This window comes from Pseudomonas zanjanensis (genome assembly GCF_014268745.2).
GTDB lineage: Bacteria > Pseudomonadota > Gammaproteobacteria > Pseudomonadales > Pseudomonadaceae > Aquipseudomonas > Aquipseudomonas zanjanensis.
Map to the genome: position 1 here is coordinate 1,600,580 of NZ_JABWRB020000001.1, position 18,938 is coordinate 1,619,517.

Genomic DNA, 18,938 nt, shown 5'->3' on the forward strand with positions numbered 1-18,938 from the left:
TTTATTAAGCATCCTTGGAGACGATAGCGAGCAGTTCGCTTTCTGACAGCGAAGCCATTTCTTGTTGCAGGTCGAGCAATTCATCCGACTCGTACTGCGCCAGTTGCAAGGTGTTGATCAGGTCGGCCAGGGCCAGCAGCGACGGGTGTTCGAACAGCCCCCTGAGGGGGACTTCGACGCCGAAGGTCTCTCGCGCCCGGAGCGTGACTTGCACCGCCAGCAGCGAGTGACCGCCGAGTTCGAAGAAGTCGTCGTGCCGGCCGATCCGTTCCAGGCCCAGCAGATCGGTCCAGATCTGTGCCAGCAGCGTCTCGGTTTCGCCGTTGGGCGCTTCGTACTGACGGCGGGCAAAATCGTCGTTGCCGGGCGCGGGCAGGGCGCGGCGGTCCAGCTTGCCGTTGGGGCTCAGTGGCAGATGCTCGACGACTACGAACGCCGCCGGGACCATGTAGTCCGGCAATTGCGAGGTCAGGTAGGGTCGTAGCGTGCTGCTGGCATTGCGGCCGGCCAGGTGCGGTTCGACGCTCAGGTAAGCCACCAGGCGCGTGGCCCCCGGTGTGTCTTCGCGGGCGATGACCGCCGCCTCGCGCACCCCTGGCAGGGTCAGCATCAGGGCCTCGATTTCACCGGGTTCGATACGGAAACCACGGATCTTGACCTGCTGGTCGTTGCGCCCGAGGAACTCGACCACCCCGTCGGCGCGCAGGCGCACCAAGTCGCCGGTGCGGTACATCCGCGGCTCGTCGCCCGGGGCGAACGGGTCGCTGAGGAAGTGTTCGGCGTTCAGTGCCGCCCGGTCCAGGTAGCCACGGGCAACCCCGGCGCCGCCCACGTAGAGCTCGCCCGGCACGCCGAGCGGCACCGGTTGGCGCTGTTCGTCGAGCACATACAAGCGACTGTTGGGAATCGCTCGCCCGATGGGCACCGTGCCCAGGTCCTCGGCGGTGCAGCGATGCACCGTGGTCCAGACGGTGGCTTCGGTGGGGCCGTATTCGTTGTACAAGGCGATCGCCGGTTCCAGCGTGGTACAGGCCTGCACCAATTGCGCCGGGCAGGCTTCGCCGGCGACGATCATTTCTTGCAGGCTGCCATGGCCGTTGCCGCTGCCAAGGCTTGCCAGCACCAGGCGGCCCAGGGACGGTACGCACAGCAGCGAGGTGACGCCCTGTTCGCCAATGAAACGGGCGATGGCGTCGGGATCGCGAGCAGTGTCGGCATCCGCGATGCACAAGGTGCCGCCACTGACCAGCGTACCGAAGACCCCGGCCACGGAGCTGTCGAAGGCAATCGACGACAACAGCAGGAAGCGCTTGCCGGTCGCCGGTCCGTACACCGTGCCCCGGGCCAGCGTCGAACTCACCAGGTTGCGGTGTTCGATCATCACGCCCTTGGGCTTGCCGGTGGAGCCGGAGGTGTAAATCACATAGGCCAGGTGCTCTGGCGTCAGGCCGACGCTGTCGGGTTGCGGATCACGGTTGCTCGATGACGTTGCCAGTGCCCGCTCGATGGCCAGGTAGCGAGTGCCTTCCTGCAAGGTGCCCACGGCCGCGCGACCGACCGGGTCGGCCAGCAACAGGCGCGGCCTGGCGTCCTCGATGATCGCGGCCAGGCGCTCGGCGGGGTAGGTCGGGTCCAGCGGCACGTAGGCGCCACCGGCCTTGAGAATCCCCAGCAGGCCCGTGATCATCGCCACGCCGCGTTCGACGCAGATGGCCACCAGATCCCCCGGCAGGACGCCAGCGGCGATCAACTGCTGGGCCAGGCCGTTGGCCTGGGCGTTGAGCTCGGCATAACTGAGGGATTGGCGGCTGTCGAGCAACGCGCAGGTATCCGGCGTGCGGCGGACCTGCTCTTCGAACAGTTGCTGAATGCACAGGCCAGTCGGGTAATCCACCTCGGTCCGGTTAAAGGTGTCCAGCAGCAGGGTGCGCTCCTGGGCCGGCAGCACGTCCAGTTGCACGAGCGGGATCCGTGGCGTGTACATCAGGGCCTGGGTCAGTTGCTCCAGGGCCCGTTGCATCAGCGCGCAGATACGCTGCGGGTCCACCGCCCGCACGCTTTGCACGGTCAGGCCGAGGGCATCGCCGTAGTCATTGACGGACAAGGTCAGCGGGTAATTGGTCCGCTCGGCACTGTCGAGGATGCGCATGCCCGGCCATTGCAACTGGCTGTCGTCGCGCTGGTGTCTGTAGTTGAGCAACGTGGTGAACAGCGGCAAGGCGCTGGGCACGCCGCTGCAACGTTGCGCCAGGGCCAGGGAGGCTTGTTCGTGGGCCAGCAGCTCGACCAGGTCGCGGTGAGTGGCCAGCACCTGTTCGTGGGCGCCGGCGGTCAATGGCACGCGCACCGGCAGGGTGTTGATGAATACACCTAACGCCCGCTCGGCACCGGCCGAGCCTTGCAGGCGACCGGCGACCACGGTCCCGAACACCACGTCGTCGCGTCCGGTGCAGCGGGCCAGTACCTGCGCCCAGGCGACATGGAACAGCGTCGCCGGGGTGATGCCGCGCTCCCGGGCCTGTGCCCGCAGGCGCAGGTTGAGCTCGACGCTCAACGTCATGCTGGCTTCTTCGATGTGGCGGCCGTCGCCTTGTACCTCCAACAGATCGAAGGGCGCGGTGGGTGCATCCACCTCCGCCAAGCGGCGGCTGAAATAGGCTTCATGGATGTCGGCCGGGATGGCCTGGGCCTGGGCAATGAAGTCGCGATAGGGTTGTGGCGCCGCCAGGCCCTCGCCTTGGTCATGGAGGATCGCGTGGATTTCTTCCAGGACAATCTCCAGGGTCACGTGGTCGCTGGCCATGTGATGGTTGAGCAGCGCCAGCAGCCAGCGTTCGGAATGCGGATCCTGGGCAATGCAGGCACGCATCAGCGGCGCCTGGCGCAGGTCCAGGCGCAGTTGCCGTGGGTCGCTCAGGGCTTCGAGCTGGCTGAGCGGGTCCTGGTGGCTGTCGAGGGAAACGCTGTGCACCGGCAAGCGTGCCTGGCGCTGTACCACCTGCACCGGTTGAGGCAAGCCGTCCCAATGCACGCAGGTGCGCAGGATGTCGTGGCGATCGATCACCTGTTGCAAGGCGTTGGTGAAGGCATCGAGGCGCTGGCGGTCATCGAACTCGAGCATCGAGCGCACCAGGTAGGCGTCGCCTTCGTGCCCGAGCAAATGATGGAACAGGATGCCCTGTTGCAGCGGTGCCAGGGGGTAGATGTCCTGGATGTTCGCGGCACCGCCAGGGATGGCGTCGACGATACGTTCGAGGTGATCCGGGGTCAGGACCACCAACGGCAGCATGTCCGGGGTCAGGGCTGTGCAGTCAGGGGGAATGCGGTTGGCCGGTGCCTGGAACGCCGGGCTTGGCGCATGCGTCAAGGCCTGGGCCAGCTCGGCCAGGGACGCGGTGCTGAAGATTGCGCGGACGTCCGCGTTCAAGCCTTGTTCGCGCAGGCGTTCGATCAGGCTCACGGCCATCAGCGAATGCCCGCCCAGTTCGAAAAAGCCGTCATGGCGACCGATGCGCTCGACGCCCAGCAGGGCTTGCCAGATCCCGGCAATGATCAATTCAACGCGGCCCTCGGGCGCCTCATAGGCCCGGCTGGCGTAGGCGTCCTGGTCCGGTTCAGGCAGGGCACGGCGGTCGAGCTTGCCATTGGGCGTGAGCGGCAAGGCGTCCAGCACGACGAAGGCGCTGGGCACCATGTGTTGGGGCAGGCGCTTGAGCAGTTCGTCACGCAGTTGCCCGGCGGCGGCCGGTTCGCCACACAAGTAGGCCACCAGGCGCTGGCCAGATTGATGATCGCGGGCGACGACTGCGGCTTCGCGCACACCCGCCAATGCGGCGAGGGCAGCTTCGATTTCCCCCAGCTCGACCCGCAGGCCACGGATCTTCACTTGGTCATCATTGCGTCCCAGGTACTGCAACGTGCCGTCCGGCAACCAGCGACCGATGTCACCGGTCTTGTACAAACGCGCGTCGGCCTTGCCATAGAACGGGTCGGCGATGAAGCGCTCACTGCTGAGCTGCGGCAGGTTGAGGTAACCCCGAGCCACACCGACACCGCCGATGTGGATTTCGCCGGGTACACCCACTGGCAGCAATTGCCCGTGAGCGTCCAGCACATGTAATTGCAGGTTGCGGATCGGCCGGCCAATCGGGATCGATTGGTGTCGGTAGGTCGCCAGGTCGCTGTCGGCGGTGTACCAGGCGACCACGTCACTGCACTCGGTGGGTCCGTAGCTGTTGATCACCGTCGGCCGTGGCTGGGGGAGTTTTTCCAGCATGGCGACCTGGATTGGCTCTCCGCCGAGAACTACCCGTTTCAGGCAGGCGAGGCCTTGCTGTTGATCGGCGTCCACCAAGGCGTGGAAGGCGCTGGGCGACATGTTGAGGTGGCTGATCCCGGCCTCGGCAACCTGCGCGACGATGGCGCCGGGGTTGAAGGGTTCGGCGGCCAGGTGCAGCGTGGCCCCGACCATCAGCGGCGCGAGGATGTTCTTCTGGGTCAGGTCGAAGTTGTAGGAGGACGCCAGCAGCACCGCGTCGCCGGCATGGAAGGCCAAGTCTTCGAGGTACCAGTCCAGCAGGTTGCGCAAGCCGCGATGTTCGACCATCACGCCTTTGGGCAAGCCGGTGGAGCCGGAGGTGTAGATCACGTAGGCCAGGTGACTGAAATTCAGCCCTTTCACTTGAGGGTTGTGAGTCGGGGCTTGGGCCAACGCCGCGCTGCCCAGTTCCAGCGTCGCCAGGCCTTGGGGCACCGGCAGTTCGTCCAGGCCGGATGGGTGGACCAGGGCCCGCGGCTTGCTGTCGGCCAGCATGTGGGCCAGGCGTTGGGCTGGGTACTGTGGGTCGAGCGGCAGATAGGCCGCGCCGGCTTTGAGGATGCCCAACAGGCCGACCAGCATGTGCGGACTGCGGCGCGCGCACAGGCCGACGATGTCGTCGGGCTGCACGCCCAGTGCGATCAAGCGGTGGGCGACGCGGTTGGCCTGGGCGTTGAGGTCGGCGTAGCTCAAGGACTCGCCGGCGCAGACCAGCGCCACGGCATCCGGGGTCAGGCTCGCCTGGGCCTCGAACACGGCGTGAGGGAAGCGACTCGGGCTTTCGTCCAAGGCAACACTGGCCGGGTTGAAGGTTTCCAGCAGTTGCCGGCGCTGCGCGTTATCCAGCAACGGCAAGGTCGCCAGCGGCTGGGTGGCATCGTCAAGCATGGCATCGAGCAGGTGCAGCAAATGCTGGCCCCAACGGGCGATGGTGCTTTCATCGAACAAGTCGGTGGCGTATTCGAACTGGCCGCTGATGTGCTCGCCGTCGTCGTTGAGGGACAGGCTCACGTCAAACTGGGTGGTGCCGGTGGGCTGGGGCAGCGGTGTCAAACTCAGGCCCGGCAGTTCCAGGGCCTGGTCCCGTGGTGTGTTGCCCAGCACCAGCATGGCCTGGAACAACGGGCTGTGGCCGAGGCTGCGTTCCGGTTGCAGGGCTTCGACCACTTGCTCGAACGGCAGGTCCTGATGGCTGTAGGCGTCGAGGGTGGAGGCCTTGATGTGCGCCAGCAACTGCTCGACGCGGCTGTGGGCTTGGACGTCGATGCGCAGGGCCAGGGTGTTGACGAAGAAGCCGATCAAGGCCTCGGTTTCCCGCCGTGGACGGTTGGCCACCGGCGTGCCGACCACCACCTGCGGCTGGTTGCTCAGGCGTGAGAGCAGGATCGACCAGGCACCGAGCAAGGTCATGAACGGGGTCAGGCCTTGTTGCTGGCTGAAGCGGCGCAAGCGGGCGCTGAGTGGCGCGGGCAGTTGCAGGGCCAGCGCGGCGCCTTGGTAGCTTTGCACTTGCGGCCGTGGGTGGTCGCTGGGCAGTTCCAGCAGCGCCGGGGCGCCGTCCAGGTGTGCTTTCCAGAAATCGACCTGGGCGTGCAAGCGTTCGCCTTGCAGGTGCTGCTGTCGCCAGCTGGCGTAGTCGGCGTATTGCAGGGCCAGGGGCGGCAACGGGTCGTCGAGCTGCTGGCTGAACGCGGCGTAGAGGGCGTTGAACTCGCCGATCAACACCGCCACCGACCAACCGTCGGAGACGATGTGGTGCTGGGTCACCAGCAGGATGTGCTCGTCTTCGGCCAGGCACAGCAGGCGTCCGCGAATCAGCGGGCCCTGGCTGAGGTCGAAGGCGTCCCGGGCTTCGGCCTGGGTCAGTTGCGTCACGGCCGCTTGGCGGGCGTCGGCGTCCAGGGTTTGCAGGTTGTGTTCCTGCAAGGCAAAGCCGATGTCGGCGGCGGCGAAGCGCTGGCGGACTTCGCCGTCACGGCGTTCGAAGGTGGTGCGCAGGCTTTCGTGACGGGCGACGATGCGATCCAGGGCCCGTTGCAGGGCCTTGCGATCCAGGTTGCCGCGCAGGTGCAGCGCGGCGGGCATGTGGTAGGCGACGCTGGCGGCGTGATCCAGTTGGTCGAGGAACCACAGGCGTTGCTGGGCCAGGGACAGCGGCAACGCCTGGTCGCGGGACACGACTTCGATGGGCTGGACCTGGGACTGGCCGGCCTGATCCACGCGTTGGGCCAGTTCGCTCAACGAGGCCTGGGCGAAGAGGGTACGCAGGTCGATCTCGACACCGAGGTCCTGGTGCAAGCGGGCCTGCAACTGCACGGTCAGCAGGGAGTGGCCGCCGAGTTCGAGGAAGCCGTCGTGGCGGCCGACCTGATCCAGTTGCAGCAGGTCTTTCCAGATACCGGCGAGGGCGACTTCGGTGTCGCCCAGGGGTGCTTCGTAGGTTTTGCTGGCCAGGGATTCCAGGCCGGGGGCTGGCAGGGCGCGGCGATCGAGCTTGCCGTTGGCGGTCAGGGGCAAGGCATCGAGGTGGACGAAGGCGCTGGGCACCATGTATTCGGGCAGGTGCTTGAGCAGGGTGCTGCGCAGTTGTTCGGCATTGGCCGGTTCACCGCACAGGTACGCCACCAGGCGATTGTCCTCGCGAGCGATCACCACGGCATCGGTGACACCGGCACAGCCGAGCAAGACGTTCGCGATCTCCCCCAGCTCGATGCGGAAGCCACGGATCTTCACCTGGAAATCATTGCGCCCCAGGTATTCCAACGTGCCGTCGGCCAACCAGCGACCGAGGTCGCCGGTCTTGTACAGCCGTGCGTTCGGCGCGGTGCTGAACGGGTCGGCAATGAAACGCTCGGCGCTCAGTTCCGCTCGGTTCAGGTAACCCCGGGCCACGCCGGCGCCGCCAATGTGCAGCTCGCCAGTCACGCCCAACGGCGTCGGTTCCCCACGGGCATCGAGCACATGCACTTGGACGTTGGCAATCGGCCGGCCAATGCTCGGGCGTTCGCCGAGGTCGCGGATCAGGTCGATGGTGGCGTCCACCGTGCATTCGGTCGGGCCGTACATGTTGTAGAAACGGATGCTCGGGCAGTCGCGCAACTTCGTCCAGGTCGCGGCATTGATCGCCTCGCCGCCGAGCAGCACGCTCACCGGTTGGTAGCGGCTGCGTTCCAGCAGGCCGGCGGCGAGCAGGGTGTCGAGCTGCGATGGCGTGGAGTCGAAGGCGTGCACCTGGTGCTGTTCGAGGAAGTCCAGTAGTTCATGGCCGCTGGCACGGATCAGCTGCGGGATGATCACCAGCCGGTGGCCGGAGAACAGCTGCGAGATGCCCTTGATCGACATGTCGAAGAAGAACCCGGCGTTCAGCGCCACGGTGGCCGGGGACGGGCAGTGCTGGTGGGTGGTGCGGCTGAGCACGTGCCAGAAGTTGAACACCGAACGGTGCTCGACCATCACGCCCTTGGACTGGCCGGTGGAACCGGAGGTGTAGATCACATAGGCCAGGTGTTCGGCGGTGAGGCCCGCTACCTGCGGGTTGGTATCGAAGTCCGGATCATCGGCGGCCAGCAGCGAGTCGCGGGTATCAAGCAACAGCAGCGGGAGCTCGCCCGCTGGCAACGACAGGGCTGACTGGGTCAACAGCGCCCGTGGTTGGCTGTCCTGGAGCATGAAGGCCATGCGCTCGGCGGGATGGGCCGGGTCGATGGGCACGTAGGCGGCGCCAGCCTTGAGCACGCCGAGCAGGCCGACGATCATGTCCAGGCTGCGCTCGGCACAGACGGCGACACGCTGGTCGGGCTCGACACCGAGGGCGAGCAACTGCCGGGCCAGGTGGTTGGCGCGGCGATTGAGCTGGCGGTAGGTCAGTTGCTGTTCTTCGCAGACCAGGGCCACGGCGTCGGGGTCGGCCTGGACCTGGGTTTCGAACAGGTGATGGATCGGTTGCGCGGCGCCGAAATCGCTGGTGGTGCGGTTGAAGTCCGTCAGCAGCAATTGCCGCTCGCTGGCGGGCAGCACGTCCAGTTGGCTGGCGAGGCGTTCCGGGGCCTGTTCCAGGGCTTCGACCAATGCGCCCACGGCGTGGGCGAGATAATCGGCGATGCGTTGCGGGTCGATACCGGTGATCGATTGGGCGGTCAGGGAGAAATCGTCGCCTTCATCCGCCACGGCCACTTCGATCGGGTAGTTGGTGCGGGCTTCGTTGCTCAGGAAGCGCACGCCGTCCCAGGCCAAGACCTGGTCTTCGTCGGCCAGCGAGCCGCCGTCGGTCTGATGGCGGTAGTTGAGCAGCGTGGTGAACAGCGGCAGGCCCGTGCCGACACCGCTGCAACGTTGGGCCAGGGCTAGGGAGGCCTGTTCGTGGGCGAGCAGTTCGCTGAGGTCGCGGTAGGTTTCGTCCACCAGCGCACTGACGCCAAACCCGGCCAGTCGTACCCGCACCGGCAAGGTGTTGATGAATACACCAAGGGCCCGGTCGGCGCCCAGCGAGCCTTGCAGACGGCCGGCGACCACCGTGCCGAACACCACGTCGTCGCGGCCGGTGCAGCGCCCGAGCACCTGGGCCCAGGCGATATGAAACAGCACCGCCGGTGTCACGCCGGCCAGGCGCGCTTGAGCGCGGATCCGCAGGTTCAAGTCGCGGTCCAGACGCACGCTGGTTTCGACCACCTGGGCGCCATCGCCCTGGACGTCCAGCACACCGAACGGTGCGGTGGGTTCCTCGACACTGGCCAGGCGCCGGGTGAAATAGGCCTCATGGGCCTGGGGCGGCGTGGCGAGCACCTGGGCGACAAACTCCCGATAAGGCATCGGCGCCGGCAGCTGGGCGCCCTGGCCCTGCATCAGTTGCTGGATTTCTTCGAGGACGATGCCCAGGGACACGTGGTCGCTGATCATGTGGTGGTCCAGCAGGGCCAGCCACCAGCGTTCGGAATGCGGATCCTGGGCGATGCAGGCGCGCATCAACGGGGCCTGTTGCAGATCCAGGCGCAGGTGGCGTGGATCGCTCAAGCGCTCCAGTTGCGCGCGCGGGTCCTCATCGGCCGCCAGGGTGAGGGGTTGGATCGGCAGCGCGGCCTGGCGCTGCACCACCTGGACCGCTTGTGGCTGGCCGACCCAATGGACGGCACTGCGCAGGATGTCGTGGCGGTCGATCACCTGTTGCAAGGCGGCGGTGAAGGCATCGAGGCGCTGGCGGTTGTCGAACTCGATCATCGAGCGCACCAGGTAGGCGTCGCCTTCGTGCCCGAGCAAATGATGGAACAGGATGCCCTGTTGCAACGGGGCCAGGGGGTAGATGTCCTGTACGTTGGCGGCGCCGCCAGGCACGGCGCTCACGATCCGTTCCAGTTGCGCCGGGGTCAGTTCCACCAGGGGCAGCATGTCCGGTGTCAGCGCCGTGCAATCGGCCGGGATGCGGTTGGCCGGGGCCAGGAACAAGGGCTCATCGCTGCGATTCAAGGCCTGGGCCATCTCCCGCAGGCTGGGGGCGGTGAACACGGTGCGCACCGTGGCGCTCAGGCCCTGTTGGCGCAGGCGATCGATCAAGCTCACGGCCAGCAGCGAATGTCCGCCGAGTTCGAAGAAACGGTCATGCCGACCGACTTTCTCGATGCCCAGCAGGTCTTGCCAGACCGTCGCGACAATTTGTTCGACCTCGCCCCGTGGGGCCTCGTAGGCTCGGCTGGCGAACGCTTCCTGGCCCGGTGCGGGCAGGGCGCGGCGGTCGAGCTTGCCGTTGGGCGTCAACGGCAGGGCTTCGAGTTGGACGAAGGCGCTGGGCACCATGTAGTCGGGCAGGGCCGCCAGCAATACGCTGCGCAACTGCTCCACCGGCACCGGTTCACCGCACAGGTACGCGATCAAGCGCTTGCTGTCCGATTGACCCGGTTGGCTCTCCTGGGCCACCACCACCGCTTCACGCACACCGGCGCAGCCGGCGAGGAGGGCTTCGATCTCACCCAGTTCCACGCGGAAACCGCGGATCTTCACCTGGTCGTCATTGCGGCCCAGGTACTGCAGGGTACCGTCAGGTAGCCAGCGGCCGAGGTCGCCGGTCTTGTACAGACGGGCGTCCGGGTCGGTGCTGAACGGGTCGGCGATGAAACGCTCGGCCGTCAATGCCTGGCGATTGAGGTAACCGCGAGCGACACCGACGCCACCAATGTGAATCTCGCCAGCAACGCCGAGCGGGACGAGGTTGCCGCTGGCATCGAGCACATGCAGCTGGGTGTTGCGCACCGGTTTGCCGATGGAGCGGAAATCGTCGTGGTCGCTTTCCATCAGGCGGATCGAGGCGTTCACGGTGGCCTCGGTCGGGCCGTAGGCATTGAACAGCGCCGGGCGATGGCCGGCACGGGCGAACCATTGGCTCACGGCCTGCTTGCCCACCGCTTCGCCACCGATCATGAACTGGCGCAACGAGGTCGGCAGCGGCACATGTCGATCACGGCTGAGCTGTTGCCAGAACACTGTCGGCAGGTTCGCGACGGTGATCCCATGCTGTTCGCACAATGTGGCGAAGGCTGCGGTGCCGGCGATCCAGGCATCGCTGCGCAGCACCAGGGTAGCGCCGGACAGCAGTGCACCAAAAATTTCTTCCACCGACATGTCGAACGTCATGGTGGCGAATTGCAGGACGCGATCGCGAGGGTTGAGGCCATAGCGTTCTTGCAGGGCACCGATCTGGTTGCACACCGAACGGTGCTCGAGCATCACCCCTTTCGGTTTGCCCGTGGAGCCGGAGGTGTACATGACGTAGGCCAGGTGCCGGGAGGTCAAGCCTTCGACCCGTGGGTCGTGGTCGTCGCCTTCGGCCGAGTCGTCCAGCGACAGTTGCGCGATTTCCAGCGGTGGCAATTGTTCCGCCAGCCGGCCTTGGCTGAGCAGTACCCGAGGCGAGCTGTCACTGAGCATGTGCTGCAAGCGATCCTGCGGATAGTTCGGGTCCAGCGGCACGTAGGCACCACCGGCCTTGAGGATGGCCAGGATGCCGATGATCATCTCGGGGCTGCGTTCCACCAGCAGCGCCACGCGTTCATCCGGGCGCAGGCCGGCGGCGATCAAGCGGTGAGCGATGCGGTTGGCCCGGGCATTGAGTTCGGCATAGCTGAGCGAGGAGCCCTGCGCCTGGACCGCGAGGGCCTGAGGCTGGGCTTGTGCATGCTCCTCGAACCATTCATGCACCAGCCGGCCTTCGGGGAAGGGGGCGTGGGTCTGGTTGAAAACGCCGAGCAATTGGCGACGTTGCAGGTTATCCAGCAACGGCAAGGTCGCCAGCGGCTGCGTGGCATCGTCGAGCATGGCATCGAGCAGGTGCAGCAAATGCTGGCCCCAACGGGCGATGGTGCTTTCATCGAACAAGTCGGTGGCGTATTCGAACTGGCCGCTGATGTGCTCGCCGTCGTCGTTGAGGGACAGGCTCACGTCAAACTGGGTGGTGCCGGTTGGCTGGGGCAGTGGCGTCAAACTCAGGCCCGGCAGTTCCAGGGCCTGGTCCCGTGGTGTGTTGCCCAGCACCAACATGGCTTGGAACAACGGGCTGTGGCCGAGGCTGCGTTCCGGTTGCAGGGCTTCGACCACTTGCTCGAACGGCAGGTCCTGATGGCTGTAGGCGTCGAGGGTGGAGGCCTTGATGTGCGCCAGCAACTGCTCGACGCGGCTGTGGGCCTGGACGTCGATGCGCAGGGCCAGGGTGTTGACGAAGAAGCCGATCAAGGCCTCGGTTTCCCGCCGTGGACGGTTGGCCACCGGTGTGCCGACCACCACCTGCGGCTGGTTGCTCAGGCGTGAGAGCAGGATCGACCAGGCACCGAGCAAGGTCATGAACGGGGTCAGGCCTTGTTGCTGGCTGAAGCGGCGCAAGCGGGCGCTGAGTGGCGCGGGCAGTTGCAGGGCCAGCGCGGCGCCTTGGTAGCTTTGCACTTGCGGGCGTGGGTGGTCGCTGGGCAGTTCCAGCAACGCCGGGGCGCCGTCCAGGTGTGCTTTCCAGAAATCGACCTGGGCGTGCAAGCGTTCGCCTTGCAGGTGCTGCTGTTGCCAGCTGGCGTAGTCGGCGTATTGCAGGGCCAGGGGCGGCAGCGGGTCGTCGAGCTGCTGGCTGAACGCGGCGTAGAGGGCGTTGAACTCACCGATCAATACCGCCACCGACCAACCGTCGGAGACGATGTGGTGCTGGGTCACCAGCAGGATGTGTTCGTCTTCGGCCAGGCACAGCAGGCGGCCGCGAATCAGCGGGCCCTGGCTGAGGTCGAAGGCGTCCCGGGCTTCGGCCTGGGTCAGTTGGCTCACGGCCGCTTGGCGGGCGTCGGCGTCCAGGGCTTGCAGGTCGTGCTCCTGCAAGGCGAAGCCGATGTCGGCGGCGGCGAAGCGCTGGCGGACTTCGCCGTCACGGCGTTCGAAGGTGGTGCGCAGGCTTTCGTGACGGGCGACGATGCGGTCCAGGGCCTGTTGCAGGGCCTTGCGATCCAGGTTGCCGCGCAGGTGCAGCGCGGCGGGCATGTGGTAGGCGACGCTGGCGGCGTGATCCAGTTGATCGAGGAACCACAGGCGTTGCTGGGCTAGGGACAGCGGCAACGCCTGGTCGCGGGACACGACTTCGATGGGCTGGACCTGGGATTGGCCGGCCTGATCCACGCGTTGGGCCAGTTCGCTCAACGAGGCCTGGGCGAAGAGGGTACGCAGGTCGATCTCGACACCGAGGTCCTGGTGCAAGCGGGCCTGCAACTGCACGGTCAGCAGGGAGTGGCCGCCGAGTTCGAGGAAGCCGTCGTGGCGGCCGACCTGATCCAGTTGCAGCAGGTCTTTCCAGATCTCGGCGAGGGCGATTTCGGTGGTGCCCTGGGGCGCTTCGTAGGATTTGCTGGCCAGGGATTCCAGGCCGGGGGCCGGCAGGGCGCGGCGATCGAGCTTGCCGTTGGCGGTCAGGGGCAGGGCATCGAGGTGGACGAAGGCGCTGGGCACCATGTATTCGGGCAGGTGCTTGAGCAGGGTGCTGCGCAGTTGTTCCGCCGGGATCGGTTCGCCGCAGACATAGGCGACCAGACGCTTGCTGTCCGGCTGCCCTGGAAAGTCTTCCCGGGCAATGACCACCACCTCGCGAACACCCGGGCACAACGCCAGGGCTGCTTCGACTTCGCCGATCTCGATGCGCAAGCCACGGATCTTCACCTGGAAGTCATTGCGGCCCAGATACTCCAGGGCACCGTTGGCGAGCCAGCGGCCAAGGTCGCCGGTCTTGTACAGGCGCGCGTTCGGCTCCGTGCTGAACGGGTCGGCGATAAAGCGTTCGGCGCTCAATTGCGGTTGGTTCAGGTAACCCCTGGCCACGCCGATACCACCAATGTGGATTTCTCCCGAGACGCCCAAGGGTTGTGGTGCGCCACGGCCATCGAGCACGTGCATTTGAATGTTGGCGATCGGCCGGCCGATGGGCACGCTTTCGCCGGGGTCACTGGCGCGGCACTGCCAGGCCGTCACGTCGATGGCCGCCTCGGTCGGGCCGTAGAGGTTATGCAGTTCGACCGCTTGTAACTGCTGTTCGAAACGCCGTTGCAGGCTGCGGGGCAGGGCTTCGCCGCTGCACAGCACGCGCCGCAGTTCAGGGAAGGCCTGTCCGTCGTGGTGTTCAAGGAACAGGTCGAGCATCGACGGCACAAAGTGCAGCAGCGTGATGCCGGCCTGGCGCATCAGCCGGGCCAGGTAGTCCGGCTCCTGATGGCCGCCTGGGCGCGCCATGACCAGCTCTGCGCCGGCCAGCAGCGGCAGGAAAAACTCCCAGACCGACACGTCGAAACCGAACGGGGTCTTTTGCAGCACCCGATCGTTGGCATCGACACGGTATTCGTCCCGGGCCCATAACAGGCGGTTGACCACGCCGAGGTGTTCATTCATCACCCCTTTGGGGGTACCGGTGGAGCCGGAGGTGTAGAGCACGTAGGCCAGGTGAGTGGGGGCCAGGCCGATGGCCTGCGGGTCCGGGTTGTGTTCGGGTTGAGCGGCCAATTGTGCGGGGTTATCGAGGACCAGCAGCGGCGCATCCAACGCTGGCAATTGGTCTTGCAGCGCCTGGCTGGTCAGCACGGCCCGGGGGCTGCTGTCGTCGAGCATGAACGCCTGACGGGCGCGCGGCAGGTCCGGATCGATGGGCACGTAGGCGGCCCCGGCCTTGAGCGTCCCCAGCAGGGCAATGACCATTTCCGGTCCACGCCGCAGGCTCACGGCGACTCGGTCGTCCGGTTTCACGCCCAGGGCGATCAGGCGATGGGCCAGCCGATTGGCCTGGCGGTTGAGTTGTTCATAGCTGAGCAACGGCCCGGCATCGCCGCGTACGGCGCAGGCGTGGGGACGCTGCTGGGCTTGCTGTTCGAACAACTGGTGGATCAACACGTCCCGTGGATATTCCCGGGCCGTGGCGTTGAATTCGCCCAGCAGGCGTTGCCGCTCAGCCTCGCTCATGAGCGGGTAATGCCCCACGGGGGTGTCATGTTGCTCCAGCACCGCCTCGAGCATCGAGACGATGCGTTGTTGCAGGTACCGGGCCTCTTCCAGGTTGAAGTAGGCGGTGTTGAAGTTGAAATCCAGGTGGACGTCTTCGAACGGATGGTAGTCGCGCACGAAGATCGCCATGGGCGTCTGCTCGTAGCCGTTGTCCATGGTGATGACCGTGGACGAGGTGCCGCCAAACTGATCGTCGCCGTCCAGGCTTTCGAACGACAGTGACACGTCGAACAGTTGTCGACGCCCGGTCTGGGCCAGGCGCAGGGTGCGATTGAGTTCGGCGATGGGGAAACGCTGGTGACGGTAGCAGCGGCGCAATTGCCCGCCAGCGGCGTGCATCAGGTCCAGCAGCGAGGCGTCGAAGTCGACGGGCAGGCGGATTGGGCTGACCGAGGAAAACATGCCTGCGGTTTCTTTCGCCCGGGCCGTGGTCCGGTTATGCACGGGCATGCCGATGACGATTTCATCGACGCCGACCGTGCGGCAGAAATAAGTGGCGACCACGCTGATCAGCACATGAGCGACCGAGAGGCTGCGTTCGCTGGCAAATTGGGTCAACGCGTTGTACAGCGCCCGCGGCAGCATCGCCTGGACCTGGGCGCTGGGCGCCAATTCATTGGCCTGGCCGGTCTTGAAATCGGCCCGGCGTTGCAGCAGCGATGGAGGCATCTGGGCGTAGGTGTCCTGCCAGAACTGGCGGTCGCGCTCATAGCGGGACGAGGCGAGGTAAGCCCGGTCGTCTTCCAGGAACGACAGGTAGGAATGTCCTTGGGCGACTTCATCGTTGCCGGCCAGCAGCGCGTTGTAGGCTGAACCCACGGCATGGCCGATCAGGGCCACGCCAATGCCGTCGGTGACCAAGTGATGATAGCGGGCGAGCCAGTAATGGCGGTTCGGACCGCAACGGACCATGCGTGCGTCCCAGAGCTGGCCCGTCAACGATTCAAAGGGTTGGCGAAAGGCGTTGCGCAGATAGTCCATGGCCAGGCCGGCGTCGGCGTCGGCCTCGGAGAACTCCACCACCTCCAGGTTCACCTTGACCTCGGGCAGGACGCGTTGGCGGCCGGTGCCGCCTTCATGGCTGAAGCTCAGGCGCAGGGTGTCGTGACGGTTGGCGACCAGCTCGATGGCTTTCTCGAACAGTGCAATGTCGATCTCGCCCTTGATCTCCAGGGACATGCCGATGTTGTAGTAGGGCAGGTCCGGGTGTGCGAGCTGATCCAGCCAGATACCCTGCTGGACGGAAGCCAGCTCGTGGGACGCGGAGTCTTGGGTAGGCAACATATCGGTCGACGAATCCATTTCGGAGCACCTGCTTGCAGAATCAATTGAGGTTTTTCTCCGTTCGAATGGCAGTGGTGGAGACCTGGACGACTGCCAGTCGGCGGAATCAATAGCCGTGGAGAAGGACATCGCAGGCGGCGCAAAGCGCTGGAGGTGACGGCGTGGCGAGGGCTGCGTTGCGAGCCTTCGAGAGTCCCCGTCCTGCCGTTCGGCTGCGCCTGATATCCCTTCACAAAGTGAGAAAAAACTAGAGCATCCGCCTTGGGATGTCTGTCATGGGAAGCAGGGACAACAGCGCGGAACGGGGCTTTGCGGTGCTTGGGCGTGGTCGTGCGAGTCTGTTATACCAACGGCCCTGAGTGTGTGCTTGCGAGGGTCGAAAATGCCATTAACCGCCGAATCGGATCACCCAGCGACGAAGTTCTGGAGCTTGTCCCGCTTCCCCAATCACCCGCAGGCGGGCGCCGTCGAAGTGATCGATGCGCTGGCGATTTCCAAAGAGGAATTCACTCGCCGCTACGTCAATCGCAACCGTCCCTGCCTGGTCAAGAATGCGGTACGGCATTGGCCGGCGTTCCATAAATGGCAGCGCCTGGACTACCTCAAGGCGCATTCGCGCAACAGTGCGGTGGTGGTGCGCTCGCAGATTGTTTCCGAGGTCATCGGCTGGTCCAATCCACAGGTCAAGGCCGAGTTGACCGAATACGCCAAGACGGTCTACCGGGAGGTGCCGTTCCACCAGTTCCTCGACGACCTGAGCGTGGGTGATTCACCGTTGGTGGCCGACAGTTGCCGGTTCTCCGAAGGCTCGGCCATCGAACAGATGAAGGAAGATGTCGGTGGATTGCCGTTCATGCCGCAGTTGGGCAAGTCCCGGCACTATCCGCCCCATCGCAGCTTCCTGTACCGCAATTCCTATACCGATTGGCACTTCCATGTCGTCGACGAAACCTTCATGGCCCAGGTCGTCGGCGCCAAGGAAGTGTTGCTGTTACCGCCAGACGAAGCCAGTTGGCGAGCCTTGCGCCCGGTGATCGAGCAAGCGGGCTACCTGTACGACATCGACACCGGGCGCTTCCCGGGGACGCGAGCCTTGCGGGCGCTGCGCACGGTGGTGGAGCCGGGGGATGCGTTGTACATCCCGGTCTACTGGTGGCACGCGGTGCAATCGCTGGATGATGAATTCGGCGCGACCGTCGCGGCGACGTTCCCGACGCCTTTGCATGTCAGCGGCAACATCAGCTCGCCCATCGCCAGGCGGGTGTTGCGCACTTATCTATTCTCCCGTTTTGCGCCGTTGGTATTTGGCGCGGTGCTCTATTCCCTGGCCTATCGGCTGTTGGACAAATTCATCGGTGCCGTCACGCCTCGCGATGTGCGCCCATGAGCGTAGGGAGCGGCCGCCGGGGTTTCGATTTGGGGCGCGGTTTCTATTTCCTCTGGTGCGGCGAGTCGCTGGCGGTGGTGGGCACGGCGCTGATGGAATTCGCCCTGGGCGTCTGGGTGTACAACCATACCGGCTCGGCGGTGGCGTTCGCCAACGTGGTACTGGCGGCGACACTGCCGGCCGTGTTGTTCTTGCCCTTGGCAGGTGGGCTGGCCGACCGGATCAGCCATCGGGTGATCATTGTCTGTTGCGACGTGACCCTGGCGGTGCTGCTCCTGGGGGTCATGGCGCTGCTCTGGTTCGAACGGCTGGAGCCGCTGCACTTGTACGTTTTCAATTGCCTGGCGTCGATTGTTGGCGCCTTTCGCAAGCCCGCCTATCAAGCGGCTGTCAGTACAATTGTCGCCCCTGACAAGTTCACCCGGGCCTCGGGGTTGATCAGCATCAGCAAGAACGCTTCGGCCCTGGTGGCACCGCTGCTTGCGGGGGCGATCATGGCCAGTGCCGGGCTGGTGACGATTCTGGCCGTGGACCTGATGACCTTCTGCTCCGGCACCTTGCTGGTGATCAAGGCGTTCTCCCATGTGCGAGGCGCGCCGGGGCGCCAGGACAGCGCGCCCAAAGGCACGGTGTTCGGCGGGGCCCTGGGGAATGTCGCCGCCGCGCTGAAGTTCTTTGTCGCCGAGCGGCTGATGGCCGGGTTGCTGGTCTACACCATGATGCGTACGGCGCTGTTGTCACTGGCCACGCTGATGATGACGCCGTTGCTGCTGTCGACCCTGGGCAGCCAGGCGTTGGGGATGGCCTACACCTGGGCGGCCCTGGGTGGCCTGGCTGGCGCGGGGCTGCTGATCTCCATGGGCAACCCACGCCGGTTGATGGCGTTGGTGGCGGTGGCCGATCTGTTGCTGGCGGCTTGTGTCGTCGCCTTGGGGCTGGTCTCGCAGGTTTTCGCCTACTGCGCGCTGGCCTTTGTCGCAATCACCATGGCGAGCATCGCCGACGCCAGCGTGAACTCGTTGTGGATGCGCAGGATTCCCAGCGACAGCCGCGCCAGTGTGTTTGCCTTGATCAGTATGTTGACCATCGCCACCACCAGCCTGGCGGTGATCGTCGGCGGTTTCCTGGTGGACCACTGGTTTCAGCCGGCGTTGGTACCCGGTGGTCTTTACGCCGATTCGATTGGACGTTGGCTGGGCGTGGGCCCGGGGCGCGGCGTGGGGCTGCTGTTCGTGGTAGCCGGCGTGTTGTTCGCGCTGCTGCCGTTGAGCGTCTTGCTCTACGGGCCGATGCGTCGACTGGACGAACCGCCAGTGCCGACGACTGTCGCGCGAATGATCGAGAACCCCCAGGCCGAGCCTCTGTAATGCCAGTCGGCCCCGGTGTACCTGATTCCCGTGACAGACAGGCCGCGCCCGGTGGGTCACCCTTGGCAGGCTCTCCTGCTACGCC

At 65.5% G+C, this 18,938-nt stretch carries 3 protein-coding genes; 2 read left to right on the forward strand and 1 reads right to left on the reverse strand.

What is annotated here, in order from left to right; translation table 11 throughout:
• Positions 1-4: 4 nt before the first annotated feature.
• A complete protein-coding gene (locus HU715_RS07105) occupies positions 5-16,117 on the reverse strand; it encodes a non-ribosomal peptide synthetase (protein WP_217884310.1) in 16,113 nt (5,370 codons plus the stop codon).
• A gap of 364 nt (positions 16,118-16,481) precedes the next feature.
• Here HU715_RS07105 and HU715_RS07110 point away from each other — a divergent pair, with 364 nt between their 5' ends.
• Both HU715_RS07110 and HU715_RS07115 read left to right on the forward strand, forming a co-directional pair.
• On the forward strand, positions 16,482-17,486 hold the full coding sequence (locus tag HU715_RS07110; protein ID WP_186710751.1) for a cupin-like domain-containing protein: 1,005 nt from the start codon (positions 16,482-16,484) through the stop codon (positions 17,484-17,486).
• On the forward strand, positions 17,483-18,853 hold the full coding sequence (locus HU715_RS07115; protein ID WP_186710750.1) for an MFS transporter: 1,371 nt from the start codon (positions 17,483-17,485) through the stop codon (positions 18,851-18,853). The genes HU715_RS07110 and HU715_RS07115 overlap by 4 nt, the downstream gene beginning before the upstream one ends.
• Positions 18,854-18,938 lie beyond the last annotated feature (85 nt).

What these genes read in the sequence shown, in the direction of transcription:
- HU715_RS07105 (WP_217884310.1), bottom strand. Translation starts at nt 16,117, where the DNA reads ATGGATTCGTCGACCGATATGTTGCCTACCCAAGACTCCGCGTCCCAC.
- HU715_RS07110 (WP_186710751.1), top strand. Translation starts at nt 16,482, where the DNA reads ATGCCATTAACCGCCGAATCGGATCACCCAGCGACGAAGTTCTGGAGC.
- HU715_RS07115 (WP_186710750.1), top strand. Translation starts at nt 17,483, where the DNA reads ATGAGCGTAGGGAGCGGCCGCCGGGGTTTCGATTTGGGGCGCGGTTTC.